This window comes from Sphingomonas sp. PAMC 26617 (genome assembly GCF_000242835.1).
GTDB lineage: Bacteria > Pseudomonadota > Alphaproteobacteria > Sphingomonadales > Sphingomonadaceae > Sphingomonas.
Map to the genome: position 1 here is coordinate 157,544 of NZ_JH594426.1, position 17,666 is coordinate 175,209.

12 protein-coding genes are annotated in these 17,666 nt (G+C 59.1%); 5 read left to right on the forward strand and 7 right to left on the reverse strand.

Annotated features, from left to right (window positions below; genetic code table 11):
• Window positions 1–73: 73 nt before the first annotated feature.
• On the forward strand, window positions 74–727 hold the full coding sequence (locus RH91_RS19540) for a hypothetical protein (RefSeq protein ID WP_010165003.1): 654 nt from the start codon (window positions 74–76) through the stop codon (window positions 725–727).
• 530 nt (window positions 728–1,257) lie between these two features.
• Here RH91_RS19540 and RH91_RS23280 read toward each other — a convergent pair.
• The gene (locus RH91_RS23280; RefSeq protein WP_232283613.1) at window positions 1,258–1,605 is read right to left on the reverse strand and encodes a hypothetical protein; all 348 of its coding nucleotides are present in this window, start codon (window positions 1,603–1,605) and stop codon (window positions 1,258–1,260) included.
• Between RH91_RS23280 and RH91_RS23285 the strand changes: the two genes are divergently transcribed.
• Window positions 1,540–1,800, forward strand: coding sequence for a hypothetical protein (locus RH91_RS23285; protein WP_010165006.1), 261 nt, complete (start codon window positions 1,540–1,542; stop codon window positions 1,798–1,800). The genes RH91_RS23280 and RH91_RS23285 overlap by 66 nt on opposite strands.
• A 262-nt stretch (window positions 1,801–2,062) precedes the next feature.
• Here RH91_RS23285 and RH91_RS19550 read toward each other — a convergent pair whose 3' ends face one another.
• From RH91_RS19550 to RH91_RS19560, 3 genes are all read right to left on the reverse strand, one after another.
• Window positions 2,063–4,429: a GH92 family glycosyl hydrolase gene (locus RH91_RS19550; RefSeq protein WP_010165008.1), complete on the reverse strand. Its 2,367-nt coding sequence runs from the start codon at window positions 4,427–4,429 to the stop codon at window positions 2,063–2,065.
• Between the two features lie 64 nt (window positions 4,430–4,493).
• On the reverse strand, window positions 4,494–5,540 hold the full coding sequence (locus RH91_RS19555) for a glycoside hydrolase family 43 protein (RefSeq protein WP_010165010.1): 1,047 nt from the start codon (window positions 5,538–5,540) through the stop codon (window positions 4,494–4,496).
• A gap of 486 nt (window positions 5,541–6,026) precedes the next feature.
• Window positions 6,027–8,882: a TIM-barrel domain-containing protein gene (locus RH91_RS19560; protein ID WP_010165011.1), complete on the reverse strand. Its 2,856-nt coding sequence runs from the start codon at window positions 8,880–8,882 to the stop codon at window positions 6,027–6,029.
• Between the two features lie 151 nt (window positions 8,883–9,033).
• Between RH91_RS19560 and RH91_RS23290 the strand changes: the two genes are divergently transcribed.
• A complete protein-coding gene (locus tag RH91_RS23290; RefSeq protein ID WP_232283615.1) occupies window positions 9,034–9,450 on the forward strand; it encodes a hypothetical protein in 417 nt (138 codons plus the stop codon).
• Complete coding sequence (locus RH91_RS19570; RefSeq protein ID WP_010165013.1) at window positions 9,447–10,817, forward strand: glycoside hydrolase 5 family protein; 1,371 nt, start codon at window positions 9,447–9,449, stop codon at window positions 10,815–10,817. Before RH91_RS23290 ends, RH91_RS19570 begins: the two co-directional genes overlap by 4 nt.
• A 78-nt stretch (window positions 10,818–10,895) precedes the next feature.
• Here RH91_RS19570 and RH91_RS21855 read toward each other — a convergent pair whose 3' ends face one another.
• Both RH91_RS21855 and RH91_RS21860 read right to left on the reverse strand, forming a co-directional pair.
• Window positions 10,896–14,036: a TonB-dependent receptor gene (locus RH91_RS21855; RefSeq protein WP_081469594.1), complete on the reverse strand. Its 3,141-nt coding sequence runs from the start codon at window positions 14,034–14,036 to the stop codon at window positions 10,896–10,898.
• A gap of 385 nt (window positions 14,037–14,421) precedes the next feature.
• On the reverse strand, window positions 14,422–15,324 hold the full coding sequence (locus RH91_RS21860) for an ROK family protein (protein ID WP_010165015.1): 903 nt from the start codon (window positions 15,322–15,324) through the stop codon (window positions 14,422–14,424).
• Window positions 15,325–15,467: 143 nt separating this feature from the next.
• Here RH91_RS21860 and RH91_RS19580 point away from each other — a divergent pair, with 143 nt between their 5' ends.
• Window positions 15,468–16,766, forward strand: a complete 1,299-nt coding sequence (locus RH91_RS19580) for an ROK family transcriptional regulator (RefSeq protein WP_232283616.1) — start codon at window positions 15,468–15,470, stop codon at window positions 16,764–16,766.
• 20 nt (window positions 16,767–16,786) lie between these two features.
• On the opposite strand, the gene RH91_RS21865 is transcribed toward RH91_RS19580, so the two are convergent.
• Window positions 16,787–17,544, reverse strand: a protein-coding gene (locus RH91_RS21865; protein ID WP_086010174.1) for an IS5 family transposase whose coding sequence is annotated in 2 segments (ribosomal slippage) — window positions 16,787–17,214 and window positions 17,214–17,544 — 759 coding nt in all. Because the reading frame shifts where the segments join, the coding sequence is not laid out codon by codon here.
• Window positions 17,545–17,666 lie beyond the last annotated feature (122 nt).

Sequence of the window (17,666 nt, forward strand, 5' to 3'; positions counted from 1 at the left end):
AGGCTCATATAGCACCGTTCCCGCACGTAGATCAGTCACATCGCAGTAACGCTGTAATTTAGTCGCTTGGCTGATGGCATCGAGCAGCAAGCCCGCTTCGCTGGCGCGACCGGCGCGACCCGCACCCGAACCAGACTATATTGTCCGTCTTCGGACCGCTGAGGCGGAGGTGGTACGTGGAAACGACGAACATCCTGATGGGCATGCTTCGCGTCTGGATGAGGCGCGAGGCAAGGTGCTTGGAGTGGCACGCGAAACTTCCGACACGGCGCAAAGCTATGGGCAGAAGATCAAGGAAGCGATGGCGTCCGCAAAGCAAAGCGTTCGCGAGACCACGCATGATCTGACGGCACATGCGAGCGACGCCGCCGGCAATCTTGGTGACCGCGCGCAGCGCGGCGGTGCAGCGGTTCAACAAGGAGTAGGCAATATGGCACAATCGACGCGTGAGGCGCTCGCCTCGGTTACCAGCAATCCCTTCGTACTGGGCGCGGTCGCCGCCATCGTCGGCATCGTCGCCGGCTCGTTGATCCCAACCAGCGACGAGGAACAGCATGCGCTTGGGGCGACGGCTGATCGGTTGCGCTCCGCGGGACGCGATCTCGCGCAGGACGTGGTCGATCGTGGTGGCCGTGTAGCTAACGAGGCGCTCGGCGCGGTCAAAGACAGTGCTCAAGCGCATGGACTGACGACAGATAAGCCGATCGGCGCTTGGTCGCTGATCTAACGAGCGGGTCGCTGGCCGACTCTGTTAAGCAGGTCGCGTCCGAGACGGTCGATGCCGGAAAGCAAAGCGCACAGAAGCATTTTGCTAGCGGTGAGGGCGGCGCTCCAGCGGACGGCATCAATTGATCAAAACGAGGCCGGCAACCGCCGGCCTCGCTTTTCTAAGGCTCAGCACGGCAGGAGGACGACGTGAACCGTGCTAAGCCGGGACTCCTCCTTCCAAGCGTGACCGTACCCTTTCTAACGATATGGACGGCATGGGTCGCAAAGCCCGGCCAGTCCCCCTTCCCGCACCCACTTCCATGGCCCGCGCGATGACTACGCGCCTGTATCGAGCAAGGTAATCAAATCGCCATCGGGCATGTCCCTGACCATCATGATAGATCGCGCGGTCGAAGCGCGACGGCGCCTCTTGCCATCCCTGCCGTTGGATGGATGACAAGTTGGAATGCAGTAAAGTTGTTGCTGACGGTCAAACTTGGCGCCCCAGCGATCTTTAAAAACTAAGTCATGTCCCTATACCCCGACCAGCTAGCAGGTGAGATCCACAACAGGCCCGTAAGCGGTCATGTCGAGGAAACAGTCCAACGACTTATAGAGTTGCAGGTCGAGCATGACCGTCAGGCGTCGACTATGCAACGCGTCGCCAATCGTGTCACTGCGGCGCTTGGCAAGCAGAGCTCCGTCACCTTCATCATCATGCTGGTCATCGCCTGGATCATCGGGAATTACAGTGCACGCCGTGCCGGCCTTATCTAATTCGAGCAATTTCCGTTTCCGAACCTCGAGTTTTTTGCAACCATTGGCGCTCTCGTGGTCGCGCTTTTGATCTTGACCACTCAGCGACATGCTGAAGCCTTGGCCGAAAAGCGCGCCCAATTGACCCTTCAAATCGCGATGCTTGGCGAGCGTAAAAATACCAAAATTATTGCGCTACTTGAAGAGCAGGGTCGCGATAACCCGCTTCTTGAATCGCGGGTTGATCGCGAAGCCGATGAAATGGGTCAGATTTCAGACTCATTTCAGAACTTAGTAAAAATCGAGGGGGCGAAGCTACCCAAAGGAACGAGCTGAGCCGTTGACTGTGCCACAAGCGACGATTGGGTTGCGAACAAAGGTAAGCGAGGGGCGCAGATCGTCGAGCAATGCGTTCAAGGATCACAAGCATGTACCACACAACCAAATCGGCACATAAATATGCAGGCAAGACGGGGGCAAGCTAACTTACAAAATATCACTCCATCTGCGGCAGTCTTCGCGTGACCTGGGACCGCTACTGCGACCGCCAGCGATGATGCCCCGACGATTCATATTCGTCTCCCAATTAATCAGCAGGTCACCCCGCAGTCGGCGCACTCATCGAGAAAGGCGCATCTCTCTTGGCGCTGCCCCAGCGCGTGTTGGGGGTCGGCCCCATGACAAATCGCAACGTCCCGCCTTCTTGCAGCGCCTCGCGCGACAGCCACGGCTTGTCGTACGGCTTACGGTTCAGCGTCACCGACTGGATGTAGACGTTCTTCGGCGCGTTGTTGGGCGCCTCGATCGTCAGCACCTTGCCGCCCGGCATGGTCAGCCGAACCGAGCGGAACAGCGGGCTGCCGATCGCATATTGGCCGACCGTCGGGGTCAACGGATAGAAACCAATCGCGGAGAAGACGTACCAGGCCGAAGTCTGGCCATTGTCCTCGTCGCCGGGATAGCCGTCGGGCGTCGCCGAATAAAGCTTCGCCATCACGTCGCGGACATGGCCTTGCGTCTTCCACGGCTGGCCGGCCCAGTCGTAGAGGTAGGTCATGTGCTGGATCGGCTGATTGCCGTGCGCATATTGCCCCATGTTGACGATCTGCATCTCGCGCGTCTCGTGGATCACCGATCCGTAATAGCTGTCGTCGAACACCGGCGGCAGCGTAAAGATCGAGTCCAGCTTGTCGGTGAACTTACGATCGCTGCCCTGCAGGTCGATCAGCCCCTGGACGTCCTGCATCGCCGAGAAGCTGTAATGCAGCGCATTGCCCTCGGTAAAGGCATCCCCCCAGGCGAACGGGTTGAACGGCTGCATCCAGCTGCCGTCCTTGTTGCGGCCGCGCATCCAGCCGGATTGCGCGTCGTAGAGCTTGCGGTAATTCTGCGCCCGCGCGGCGTATTTCTTGGCATCCTCGGTCTTGCCGAGCGCGGCGGCGAGGCGCGAGAGCGAGAAGTCGGCGGTCGCATATTCGAGTGTGCGCGCCGCGCTCTCGTTGATGCCTACGTCATAGGGCACATAGCCGAGCTTGTTGTACCATTCGACGCCCTCGCGGCCGACGGCGGTGATAACGTTGCCCTTCTTGTCCTTCGGCCGCCCTTGCGAAGTGGTCGCGTTCTTGACCATCGCCTCGTACAGCGTCTCGACATCGAACCCGCGCACGCCTTCGAGATAAGCATCGGCGATGATGTTGGCGGAATTGGAGCCGATCATCACGTCGCGCTGGCCCGGGCTCATCCATTCGGGAAGCCAGCCGCCCTCCTTATACGCGTTCGCCAGCCCCTGCATGATCTGGGTGTCGAGCTCCGGGCGGACGAGCGCGAAATAGGGGAAGACCGCGCGCCATGTGTCCCAGAAACCGTTGTCGGTATACATCGGCCCGTCATGGACCTTGCCGTCATACGGGCTGTAATGGACCATCGTCCCGCGGGCATCGATCTCGTGGAACTGCCGCGGGAACAGCAGCATCCGGTACATCGCCGAATAGAAGGTGCGCTTATTGTCGAGACTAGGGTCGCTCACGCGAATGATCCCGAGTTCCTTCTCCCACGCGGCCTTCGCCTTCGCTTCGGTCGCGGCGTAGCTGTCGCGGCCGATCTCGCTGTCGAGATTACGCTGCGCCTGTTTCGCGCTGATGAAGGATGAGGCGACCTTGACGCCGACCTGTTCGCCGTCGCGCGTCTTAAAGCTGATCACCGCGCCGACATGGCCGCCTTCGCGCATGGTGTCCGCACCGATCTGCCAATTGTCGTCCCAGGTGCGGCTGACGCTGAAGTCGTGGTCGAACTGCGCGACGAAGTAATTGTGGAAATTGTCGGGCACGCCGCCGTGGTTGTTGCGGACATAGCCGGTGATCCGCCGGTTGGCCGCGTCGATCTTGACCATCGACCCGCCCGCCAGCCCGTCGAGCAAGATGTGCGCGTCGTCGCTCTTGGGGAAGGTGAAGCGGAATTGCGCGGCGCGGTTGGTCGGCGTCACCTCGGCGGTGACGTTATAATCGGCGAGATAGACCTTGTAGTTATAGGGGTGGCTCGTCTCCGCCTTGTGGCTGTACCAGCTCGCGCGCTCGTCTTCCTTGATCTTGAGCGGGCCGGTTTCCGCGAACAGCGAGAAAGCCGCGTAATCGTTCATCCACGGGCTCGGCTGGTGCGTCTGCTTGAACCCGTTGATCTTGAGATTATGGTACATATAACCCCAGCCGCTGCCGGGCTTGCCGGTCACCGGAGTCCAGAAGTTCATCCCCCACGGCACCGCGACCGCCGGATAGGTATTGCCGTAGGACAGTTCGTAGGTGGAATCGGTCCCCATCAGCGGATTGACCAGATCGGCCAGCGATTCCGCGGCCTCCCCGCGCTGCTGCGCCATCGCGGGTGCGACAAGCAGCGGCGCGGGCAGGCCGAGACTGGTGACGGCGAGCAACGCGAGGCTGCGGCCGGCGGATGCGGCGAAACGGATCTTCACGTCAGGTCTTCCGGAGAATGCGTATAGGGCTGAACGGCTGAGGTGGCCGATGCGGACGGGCCGGTCATTGCCGCCGGCCGATCGGACGCGGTGGCGCGCCTGTATTGGTTAGCACGACCGGCTCGATCGTGCCGTCGGTAGCAAAGGTCATTCGATCGATCGCGATCTGGCGATGTTCGCCTTTGGCGTCGCCGAGCGGACGGCGGTGATAGACGATGTACCATTCGTCGGTGCCCGGCACGTTGACGACCGAATGATGGCCCGCCCCACGCGCGATCCGCGCGTCCTCCGCGAGAATCTTGCCCATCGGCCTGAACGGTCCGGTCGCGCTCGGCCCCATCGCATAGGCGACGCTATAGTCCGACCCGGTCCATTCCCCTTCAGACCACATCAGATAATAGACCCCGCGGCGTTTGATGACGAACGATCCCTCGACATAACCCGGCGGGGTGATTTCCTTGTACGTCGTGCCGTTCGCGAACGGCCGCACGCTGCGCAGGTCGTCGCTCAGGCGGACGACGTTGCAATGCCGCCACCCGCCGTAATAGAGATACACCTGACCGTCGTCGTCACGATAGACAAACGGGTCGATCGGCTGCGCCTGATTGTGGAACGCCCTGATCAGCGGCTTGCCGATCGCGTCCTTGAACGGGCCGCCCGGACGGTCCGCCACGGCAACGCCGATCCCGCCGTGTTCGGCGTCGCTCTGAATGTCGTTCGCGCCGAAGAACAGATAATAGCGGCCCTTGTGCTCGATCGCCGAGGGCGCCCACACCGCATAGCCGGCCCAAGCCACGTTGGCGACGTCGAGCACATGGTTGTGCCGGGTCCAATGGACCAGATCGGGCGAGGAAAAGGCATTGAAAAAGGTCTGCTGGAGATAAGACGGCCGCACCGTATGCTGCCGTCGCAGCTTGGCCTGGTCGGGAGTGAAAAGCGGCGAAACGTCCGGCTTTCCCGCGTCGTCGGAATAAGTCGGATAGATCCAGTACTTGTCGCCGAACACCCGGATCTCAGGGTCGGCATACCAGCCTGGGACGATCGGATTGCGCGCCGCGACCGGCGCAATAGTCACCACTGCGGCCAGCGCGACCAGTCCAAGCTTGCTCATCGACACATCATCCTTGCTCTCGGATCGGAAAAGGGCACGGCACCGCCTAAGAAAACGGTGACGCGCGACGTACTCGGGGAGGGGGGACGCCGTCTTGGAAAGTCCATTGCACGCCGGCATAGAAGCGACGCCTGGTATATTGGTTCAAATAATACCGCGCGGTCTTATCGTTCCCGAGATGCCCGCGCTGTTCCGACCTGCACGTACGGGTCCAAATAGTCGTTCAGTCCGGAAACGAATTTACTGATCTGTTCGCCTTTGCGGTTGTACGAGGCCCACAGCAGTACGCCCTTTTTCTGGTTGACTATCTTAGCGTTGGATTGGACTAACCGCAAAATAGTTACAAAGGGCCAGCGATCGAATGCTGGTTGACACCGTCGTTCAGATATTTTGCTAAGTGGAGAACCCGCATTTAATGCTAACTCGCTCTAAAGGTTTCGGCGCGGAGATGATTCCATAGGTCGCACTCCGCTTTGCTAACGTGCATCACCACTCGATACTTTGCTCGGACCCATCAAAAAGGATCTTACGCACTATTTGCGCTCCGTGCCCGTCAGCCAAATGCGCTTGAAAATATATTTTAGAGACCATGTTAGGATAAGTCCCTGTCCGCGGGCCAACAACCAATCTGCGCTTCGCGTCATGCCATCGTATCGGAATACGAGCAGCGGCACCGTGTTTGTAACCATCCCCGTCACCGCCATCTTCGTACAACGTGAAGCGGCCGTCACGACCGGCAAAAACGCGTAGTTCGATTACGTTGGGGCGGACCGACGCACGGTCGATGCCGGGCGTCATCGGCAGGATTGCTCCGGCTCGCGCAAACACCGGTACATAGTCGAGCGGCGCTGGAACCGTGATGGAGCGGCCGCCAACATGCCGTTCTTCAGACGTAAGGTCATACCAGTCCTGTCCGGCGGGGAGATAGACCGTGATGACCTTCGATTGTGGGATCGCCATCTTCGCCACTTGAGAAGGCGTAATCCATTCAAACCACAAGCTCACGACGTCGGCGGTTCGCTGCCGCTGCTCCAGCCTAAAGACGTAAGATTGACCGGCTTCCAGGGAAAGCGGAACTTCGTAGCGTGCGTCGCCATCATGTTCGCGAAAAGATACCGCACCGTTCGCACCATCAGCGACCGCGGGCTCCGCAATGCCATCGATCACTGTTCGGCCAGCGAGAGACAGCCGGATAGCGCCCTTGCCCTGCACAACGAGCCTATGTGCGCCGCTCTCCTCCGCACGTAACCGCCCGGTCCAACGGATCGAGTAGGGCTTGCCTGCAAGCGCGGTGGGTAGGTCGCCCGACCAGCTCATTTTCAATTCGTCTGTCTGGCGCGACGACACGCGACGCTCGAAGTTCGATCCTTCGTAGAAGGTGATCTCTGCCGCAGGCGCGTTCAGCCCCTTAACCGCGCGGCTTGGCAGAAACTCCTGAATGTTTTCGGGGGAATGCTCAAGCGGTCGATCGACGACGCGCACCAACAGATCGCGGCCGACCATGAACTGCGCGGGGTGATCGCGCGCCGCCACGTCGTCGGAAAAATCCATCGCGAGCGCGCGCAGGGGCGTACCGCCAGCTAGCGCCGCCTCCGCCGCCAGCGAATAATGGTATGGCAATAGCGAATAGCGCAGTCGCAAAGCCTTCTCCAACGCGTCGTATACGGGCGTTCCTGGCTCGCCGAATTGCCATAACTCTCGCGGAACGTGTGTGCCGTGCGCGCGGAATACCGGAAGGAAGGCGCCGAACTGGAACCAGCGCACATACAACTCAGTATAGGCCGGATCTGCCAACCCTCTCGGGTAGCGATGATTGACTAAAAAGCCGCCAATATCGCACGTCCACCACGGTATCCCCGCCATCGCGAACTGCTGAGCAGCGAGGATCTGTGCTGACAAAGTGCCCCAGCTGGCGAAGATGTCGCCCGACCAGGTAATTGCGCCGAACGCTTGCTGCCCTGCGTAGGCCGAGCGGCTCAGGATTACCGGACGCTTAGACGGCACGTCGCGCTCGAGCCCTTCGCTCAAGCCCTTGGACTGGTACCAAGAGAACGTGAGCAGGTTCTCGGCAATAGGCCCGGCGGAGCTCAGTCCGTTGGCGGCAAATGCGGCAGCAGTGCCGTAGCGTTCCCCAGTCGACTGGAATTCTGGCTCGTTGCCATCGGTCCACAGGCCGTCGAAGCCATGGTCGACGAGCCCGCGTTTGACGTGTTGCCAATACAGATCACGTGCAGGCGCAGAACTCGCGTCAAAAACGCGACCTCCGCTCCAATGCTTTAACGGGAAGAGATGCTTTGCCAACGCCATCTCTTGGTAGATAGCGGTCGCCGAACCGAAAGCTGGCCAGACCGAGATAAGCACATGTGCGTCACTGGCATGGACATGTCGAACCATGGCGCTCGGGTCGGGAAAGGTTTTCGTATCGAAGGTCATTCCGCTAAAATGATCGTTTTCGCCCCAATAATGCCAGTCTAGCACGATTGCATCGAGAGGAAGGCCGCGGCGTCGGTATTCGTCGACGACGCCGGTCAGTTCGGCCTGGGTTTGGTAGCGCTCCTTGCTCTGCCAGTAGCCGTACGCCCACTTCGGCAAGAGCGCGGCTGCTCCCGTTAGCGCGCGATAGCGACCAATGACTGCGTCCATGTCGGCACCGAGGCAGACATGATACCGAATAAGGTCGCCTGCGACCGAATGGTAGCCGATCGCCGTTGCGCGCGAACGGAAATGCGCCGCCGTCCCGGTGTCCCATAACAGGCCCCAACCGCCGGTCGATGTAAGAAACGGATTAATCGCATCGCTATTGGCATGGGCGAGAAACACGTCTTCGTCGCGATAATCGGCGACCGGCGCGCGGAACTGCCCGAGGCCGTGTAACCGCTCGGTCGCGCCAATGGTGAAGCCCTGACGACGTGCGGCGTCTACGCCTGGAATCGGGGCAGGTTCTACGCTTTCGGCGATACGGATCGTTCCAGCGCCGTCGAAAAAGCGAAGACGACCGTTTGCCTTATCTATCTCTACGATAATGCCTTCGCCCATCAGGCGGAGAACATGGGCGTCTTCTACGAAACGAACCGTCGGGGAGCTTGCCCCATCGTGCGCGAAGAAACCGCCACCCAGGGCTAAGTTAGCCGCCGAGCATTTTACGACGCTAGCGATGCCCGTGAGCGGCAGTCGAAGGTTGGTGATGTTGCCATCGCGGTAAATTAACGCCCCGTTTGCCTGCCGTTCTATCCGCGGTACCGAATCCCTTACTCCGGCCAGCGCCCGCCCCATCGCTAGTCCGGCGCTGGTCAACGCCGCGCTGTGAAGCAGTGCACGACGTGTCGTCGCGAACATCGTCATAAGCCTCTCCCCTGCGATCCGGATTGCCGCGATATCCTAACAAACCGAGCTTAAAGGCCTCCGTCAAGAATTCATAACTCAAATTGGTTTGTTTTCGTTCTGCTCGATAGGGTAAACTCGGGCGAACAGACCCGGTTACAGGGAGAGCGAAATGACCAGATATAAGGTGATGGCTTTGACGGCGACAGCATGGGGGGTGCTGTTACGCATGGCACCGACCGGTGCGCAGCTATATGGCCCGGTCGACGCCGACCTGCCTCTGGGAAGAGCGTCGATTGATCAACCTCTAGCGTCTCCGGACGAAGCTCAGTTTGTTGCTCGCGCCTGGACGATCGCGGCCTGGGTTGAACCGGAGATGCTTCCGCCCGGCATTGCGTTTCGCACAGGCACAAACTGGCCGTTTAATGCGGTCATAGTAGGCGTCTTGCCGACGCGGGTAGCATGGTCGGCAGGGGCGCCGTTCGCGATCATCGCCGCGGCGACGGCCCCGCAATGCAACTTGGCCCTACGCCTCGTTCCCGAGACTAACAGTGTCGCCTTCGACGGTAAGCGCGAGGGCATAGCATGACGGACACTTTGCACGAGCAACTCAAAGTAGGCGTCGGTCCGAAGCCGACGCGCCGCACCGCGATCAGGTCTGTTGGTGCCGCGCTCGCCTTAACGACCCTTCCAGCAGTAATTCGCCCCCTGGGCCCGGCAGGACTCGTAAGCGTAACCGGCAAGCGCTTCGACCTGGACGGCGCTCCTTACCGTTACATGGGGACGAACATGTGGTATGGTGCCTACCTCGGCGCTGATACCGACTACGGCAATCGAAACCGGTTGCGGCGGGAACTTGATGGTCTGCGGGCACTCGGGATTGATAATGTCCGAGTCATGTGCGGATCCGAAGCCTCGCCTTTGAAAGGCTCGGTCACCCCGACGTTTCGTGATCGCAGCACTCGCTTTAACGAGCAACTGCTCGGCGGACTTGACTATCTGCTTGTTGAGTTGCGGCGGCGCGACATGCGCGCGGTAATGTGCATAAACAACTTCTGGGAGTGGTCAGGCGGCATGCAAGCCTATCTCTATTGGGCGAACGGCGGCCATTATGTTGACGAGAACGATCCCGCCGCGCCATGGCCCGCTTACGCCGACTTTACCGCGCAATTCTACGCGAGCATCCCCGCAGTAGCGATGGCGGACGACTACGTCCGTGCAATAGTAGGCCGCACCAATAGCATCACCGGCAAACGCTACGCCGAGGACCCAGGGATCATGGCATGGCAGTTAGCGAACGAGCCGCGGCCGGGCGAAACTGCGGCGAAAGGATATCTGCCGGCCTACGCTGCATGGATCAAATCGACCGCGCGCCTGATTAAGTCGATCGATCCCCACCACCTCGTCTCGACGGGGGCTGAGGGCGTAATCGGTTGCCTAAGAAGCGAGGCGTGCCTGACGCTCGCTACCCCACCGGAGATCGACTATATGTCAATCCATATTTGGCCGAAAAACTTCGGCTGGATTAACGTTACAGACTTGGCTGGCTCGCGCGCCACGGGCCGGGCTATGACCCGTTCCTATATCGACCAACACATCGCGCTGGCCACCAAGCTTGGCCGTCCGCTGGTGCTGGAAGAGTTCGGATATCCGCGCGACGGCGGCAGCTACGACCCTACCGCGACCACTACTGAACGCGACGCCTTTTACCGGTTCGTGATGGACGCGGTTACGAAAGATGCAAAGCGAGGCGGACCGTTGACAGCAGTCAGTTTCTGGGCGTGGAACGGCGAAGGCCGCGCACAGCATTCCGATTATATTTTCCGTGCTGGCGACACAAACTGGCTCGGCGATCCAAGCCACGAACCGCAAGGCTATTACGGCGTATTTGATACTGACCGCTCCACGCAGTCCGTCATTCGTGAATATGCTACGGCGCTACGCGGGATTGGCTGAACCAAAAAGAGGCTCATCCGGCATGTTTCCGGATGAGCCCAACATTGCCCCGGGAGGGTAAGGGCAAAGGTCGTTTGGTTAGTTTCGGATACGGACGCCGACCGTCAGCCGCCGTTCAAAAACGTTCTGCTGATAGAACTGATTCTTAAACTGCAGATATTCCTCATCATTAGACCGGGTCAGATTGGTGCCCTGGATAAAGATCGTCGCATTCGGCAAAATGTCGTAGCTGGCCGATGCATCGAGATATCCAACCGGCTTCGAATAGATTGCCAGCGCGTTTGCGTTCGGCGCATTGGTTAGGTCAATGCCGTTAACATATTGGATGCCGGCAAAGCGTGTGCTCCGCCAGTTGTAGGCAACACGTGCCTGGATCGGTCCTTTCTGATAGAAGCCGATAACGTTATATTGAAACTTTGAATTGTCCGGTACCGGGAGCTGATGGTTAAAAAGGTCTACATTTGAGCTCTGGCTGTCTGAGTATGTGAAGTTTGCGTTGGCACCAAAACCGCTCAAAAAGCCCGGCAGGAAGTCGAACTGCTGCTGGTAGCCAACCTCGACGCCCTTGATTTTGCCGCCCTTGCCATTGCTGGTGGTCTGGACAACGCCGCCAGCACGGACGACACCGTCCTGGTCGGCAATCGGCTGAATAAGTCCGATGCTTTGCGGAAAGGACTTAACGTCGAAGAGGAACGCAGCGGCGCTAAACAGACCGCCTCGGCCAAAATAAAATTCGTAGGACGCGTTGTAGTTGGTGGATTGATAGGGTTCGAGGCTTGGGTTGCCCGACGCGCCTGACAGAAAGACCTGAAGGTTCTGCGGCACAGGCAACGGATACCGACCATTGTTGGCGCCATAATACAGCACTTGACCGGCACCCAGGTCGAAAAGGTTCAGCTCCCCAACCACCTTGGCGGCAGCCAAGCGCAGCTTCATCCGGCGGTTAAGATCGAAGGTGAGGTTTGCCGCTGGCAGATACCGGTCAATCTGCTTTTTGTTTGCCGTCGTGCCAAGATTGATAAACACGCCGTTGTAATTGCCGCCGGTTCCAATGAATCGGTTCGGATCGGTCGTATTGGCAAAGACCGTTCGAGTAGTCGTTATAAACCGGAGTCCGATGTTACCAGAGATGCCGATCCCAGCGATGCCTTGCTCGGATGCAAAGTTCAGCTGCGCGTAGGCGCTGGCGTTCTTCTCCTTAACGCGGAAGCTACGGGTCGGGTCCTGATACTCGGCGTTGCCCGGGAACAAGCTGTTCTGGAAGGCAAGCGGATCGCTCATCGCATTGGGGGCGATCCCGGGAATGCCCGCCGAAGGCACGCCTCCGAAGATGAAGTTATTGTACTGTTTAATACGGTTACCAAGCGCCCCGAAGGTATAGATCGGCAGCACAGAGCGCCCTTCAACCGCCGGAGTCCCGGTCTGGGTGATGCCGGCGTCCTTGAAGAAGTAGAGATCGCCTGGCTTAGCGAGCGTTCCAACCCCGGGCACGGTGACTGGTGCTAGATATTTGAACTCCGACACGGTCACATCGCGCACGTTGTAGCGTATGCCGGCGTCGAGCGTTGTAAAGAATCCATTGCCCGGAAAGGTGAAGGTGCCATCAGCGCGGAACGCATCGTTCTTAGCCCGCCGGTGGTCGCCATAGCCCCACGTCGAGTATAGCTCCCAGTTGGCCGGGTTCGTCACGTCGGTCCCGAACGCGAGCGTCGGGTACTTGGTCGTGTAATCGATACCGACATTGACTGCTTGGAAGCCGGTCGGGTTTTGTAGCTGATAGCAGGAGCCCGTCAGCAGGTTTGGATTCAAGTTGCCCTGGCATTCAGGAGCTACGCCTCGCGGCAGCAAGTTGCCGGTTTCCGGCTTGGAGTCGGCCTGTGACGAAACTGAGTCCCGCTTGGCATCGGCGTGAACCCAACGCAACGTTCCCTTGAAGTTGCTGCCGTTATTATAATTCAGTTCGAGATTGGTATTGAACGTGCGGGACTTTGAATTTGTGGCAAGGCTGTTCTCTGCAAACCCCGGCAGCGCGAAGTTCGCGACAGTGACAACTCCGTTGGAGTCGACTTGAGATCCCGCAAGAAGCGGTCGCGGCGCATAGCCGCTGTTAAGTTGAAGGTTGACGGCGCGCGTGCGGTCGTCGAGCTGAGTATAGGCGCCATCTGCTGTCAGCGTAAGTTGATCTGTAATTTTGTACTGTGCAGAGGCGTTAGCGCCGTACCGCTCACGTTCTGTCGTCTGGTTAGATGCGCTAACGACAGCGGGTTGATAGACATAGTCACCGTTAGCCGGGATGTTGGTCGAACCAATGCCGCCGTTGCCGCGCAAGTCGCGGCCCGACAAAGCGTCGGTTGAGACAAGCCAGCTGTTGCCAGTGTCAATGCGAATGTTAGCAAGGCTTGCCTTCGAGTAGGATCCCGCAACAAGCAGGCCAAAGCGGTCCGTATGGTAGCCCGCAAGCGCAGAGTACGTCGGGTTGAACTTTTTGACGCGGTCGCCGTATTCGCCCTCGGCTGAGCCGGACAGTGTAATGCCGTGCTTAAGATCAAACGGACGTCGAGTTTTCAGATCAATAATACCGCTGATGCCACCTTCTAGCTGACGCGCGGTTGGTGACTTAAACACGTCGACGCCTGAGAAGAGCGTTGGCGGTATGTCGGTAAAGTTGGGCTGTGCATTGTCGATGCTCTGGCCGCCGAGAAACGACTCCCCGTTGAGGGTGACCAGCACCTGTCCTAGCCCTCGAATATTCACGCCGCCGCCTTCACCCGCAGTGCGGTCGATCTGGACGCCAGTGACGCGCTGTAGCGAGTCGGCGATCGTGGTGTCAGGCAATTTGCCGATGTCCTCGGCCACGATGGAATCGACGATCTGAGCTGCCGAACGCTTGAGGTCGACGGCAGCCTTTTGGGCTCCGCGAACACCAATAACAAGAATATCGCCGCCGTCGCTCGCCGACGTCGCGGTAGCCTCACTGCCATCGGCTTGAGCCGCGCCGGATGCTGCCGCACCTGCAGCAGGACTCGTGCCGGGAACGGGCTGCGTCTCAACTCCGCCCTGTGCCGGCCCGGACGTCTGTGCAGCGCTCGACGCTTTATCAGTGCCTGTACCAGCCTGCGCCAGAGCGGGCTGCGCGACGTAAAGAGTTATCAACGATGCGGCAGTTGCCAACAACTGCAGACGGTAAGTCCGGTTAGGGTTTTCGCTAATCTGGTTCATCACATCCCTCCCTTTCGCGCAACTCGTCTAGACAACAGCCGATTCTGATGCCGTGACGATCGAACGGTTTTCATTATTTGATTGTTCGGAATGTGAACCGAACGTGCCGCAATCAAAGCGCCAAGGTCGACTGCCCTGGACATCTCGGCTGCCACGCGATCGCAACTTACCCGACGGGCAAATTCGTATTGCACGATTCACATCCTCCCTTAGCCGCTTCGCTGTCGGCTTATTAACAGTGATGCCGCCGAAGCAGCCTAATCGTCAACTATTAAATACAAAAATTTCCGTTTTTTAATGCTGCAGCGATTTTTTGAATGATGCTGATGGATCGAGCGGCAGGAATGCCCGTTAAATCAGTAGGTTAAACGCGCCTAACGCTTACCTAAAGTCGCGCTGCGCCACGAACGCCAGATGAGTCGCCCCAGCGCGCTGGCACGATACTCCCTTCCCAAGCACCTCCGAAAACGTATTGGCGTACGACAGTGGGTAATCGCCGGTACAACTCGTCCACGTTGGACATGCCGCCGCCAAGAACGAAAACATCCGGATCAATAATGTTTACGATCAGTGCAAGCGTCCGCCCCAGCTGATCAACGTAGCGCTCAAGGGACTCGTTTGCAGCCGGATCCCCGGATCGCGAAGCAGCGACAATAGCCGCGGCTTGAATTTTTTGACCACTGTTGGCTTCGTGCGCGCGGGCAAATCCAGTGCCTGAAATCCACGCCTCCAGACAGCCGTGTTTACCGCACCAGCAAAGCGGACCTGGGTGCTCATCTGCGGTAAGCCACGGGAGTGGGACGTGACCGAATTCGCCGCCAATGCCGTTCGCGCCTTCTACAATCCGCCCATCTATAACGACCCCGCCCCCGACACCGGTACCAAGGATGACGCCCACTGCAGATTTAGCGCCTATGGCGGCTCCATCTACAGTCTCTGAGAGCGCGAGACAGTTTGCGTCGTTCGCCATTCGGACATCGCGCCCGAGTGCAATTTGCAAATCCTCTCTAAATGGCCGACCGTTTAGGTAAGTCGAATTCGCATTTTGCATCAGCCCTGAACGTGGACTAATCGAGCCAGGCACCCCAATCCCAACCGTGCCGAGTAGGCGTTCTCCATTTCCCCCCGCCTCCACCTCGGCACGAGCTATGACAGCGCAAACATCGCGAATAGCACGGTCATAATCCCCAGGGTTGGGCGTCCGCACCCGGCTTAGGAAGCCGCCCTTTTCATCGAGAACCGCTGCCTCGATCTTTGTTCCGCCGAAATCGACGCCGACATGCATCATTGCAACCGTCCACACTTTGGCGTGGTCTGTCCTGCTATAGCAATCATTGTAGGCCCCTCGTCACGGCGGTCGGTTTCCGCGTTCATCGAGTGGCAGAACTGAAGCGATAAATAAAGTCAGTTGTAATATTGTGAGTATGCATCATGAATTATGCCGAGATACCGAAATCTATGAATATGACACAAGACAGCACAAAGGCTTTCCCCGACCTGTCCGCAAAGGCGCGGGATATCGGCGATCCGCTTGGTGCCCAAAGCAGGTCCTCACGCTTGTCAAACGGCTTGTCAGGCACAAATCTAGAACGCGCCGGGGACTATAATCTGCGGACGGTGCTTCAGGCAATTCGGTTGCGCGACGAGACGACGCGCGTCACGCTCGTCCAAGAGACTGGGCTTACCGCACCTACTATCGCTAACATCACGAATCGGCTCATCGACAAGGGGTTAGTACGGCTGAGCGGGCGCACAAAAGGGGGGCGCGGCCAACCGGCACTTAAGCTTCAAATCGATCCAGACGGAGCCTTCGGTATCGGCCTGAATGTCGATCGTGATCATCTCACCCTGGTAGCACTTGATCTGGCGGGAGAGGTGCGCAGCCGCATCACGCAAGAGATTGCGTTCGCAATGCCGGCCGATGTTGTCGAATTCGTCAAGCAAAGGCTCGACGAGGTCATCGCGGCGGGAAATGTCGACCGCGAACGGGTGCTCGGCGTCGGCGTTGCGATGCCAGACGATCTAGGCAGCATCACCCTGCCCGGCAGCCCCCCTGAATACTCGACCTGGGACGATGTCGCTATGCCTGCTCTACTGCGCGAGGTGCTGCCGTGGCCAATCCATACCGACAACGACGCTGCGGCCGCCGCGCTAGGCGAGGCCCAGTGCGGAACGGCCACTGAAAATCCTAGCTTCTTTTATCTGCTTATCAGTGCGGGCTTGGGCGGCGGATTGGTAATCGATCGCAGCTATCATCGTGGCGCAACATCGCGAAGCGGCGAGATCGGTCTCATGCCAGATCCGGGAGCTTCCACGCCGGGCGCGGTAGTGCAAGACATTGTATCGCTTTCAACGCTGCACGCCCGCCTCGCAGCTGCCGAATGTCCTGTCACTAACAACGCGAAGCTGGTCGGCTCCGATGCTGCGGTGAACGCAGTCCTGGAACAATGGTTGATCGAGTCTGTCCGCGCGCTAACGATGCCGCTGATCGGTATCAACTGCGTGCTCAATCCAGATGCAATCCTGATTGGTGGACGGCTGCCCGTGCCTCTCATCGAAAGGCTGGCGTCAAAATTGGAGAAAGCGTTGTCTGCGATCGCTTTGCCGTCACACGCCCGAATAATGTCGGCGGTTATGGCGCAGGACGCGCCTGCGATCGGCGCGGCGACACTTCCTTTTCTCGATCATGTCCTGCCGTCCGACGCTATCCTTATTAAAGTCGGACGCTGAGTAGGCCCAGGACTCGTTAATCAGAGCCAGAAGATGACGGTGGCGGCGAGCGCGATGGTGGAGAAGAAGACTGTCGGGCATCGATCGTAGCGGGTGGCAACGCGGCGCCAGTCCTTCAGACGGCCAAACATGATCTCGATGCGGCTGCGGCTTCGGTAGCGGCGCTTGTCGTATTTGATGGGCACGTTCCGGGACTTTTGTCCCGGAATACAGGGCCTTATGCCCTTTGCCTGAAGAGCGTCCCTGTACCAGTCTGCGTCGTACCCGCGGTCGGCAAGCATCCACTGCGCCTTGGGCAGATCGTCGAGCAGCGCTGCAGCGCCCGTGTAATCGCTGACCTGACCAGCGGTCATGAAGAAGCTCAGTGGGCGACCGTTCGCGTCGGTGACGGCGTGAAGCTTCGTGTTCATGCCGCCCTTGGTAAGACCAATGAGCCGCCCGAGATCCGCTTTTTAACCCGCAGGCTCGATGCCGTGCGGTGTGCCTTCAGATAGGTCGCGTCGATCATGATCGTCTTGGGCGTGGCGCTCGCAGCGGCCAGTCCTTCCATCATGCGCAGGAACACGCCCCTCTCACCCCACCGCTTCCACCGGTTGTAGAGGGTCTTGTGCGGTCCGTAGTCCTTGGGCGCATCGCACCAACGCAGCCCGTTGCGGTTTACGAAGACGATGCCGCTCAACACCCGCCGGTCATCAACCCGGGGCTTGCCGTGGCTCTTGGGAAAATACGGTTCAAGCCGCGCCATCTGCTCGTCCGTCAGCCAATACAGGTCGCTCATCGCCAGTCTCCTCGCAGAGCCTCAATCAGATCGCGCCTCTCACATCAATGGGTCCTGACCTAGGGGGTAAGGCCGCTGAGCGTCTTAATCCGGCGGGCAAAGTTATAGGCAGCCATGAAGTT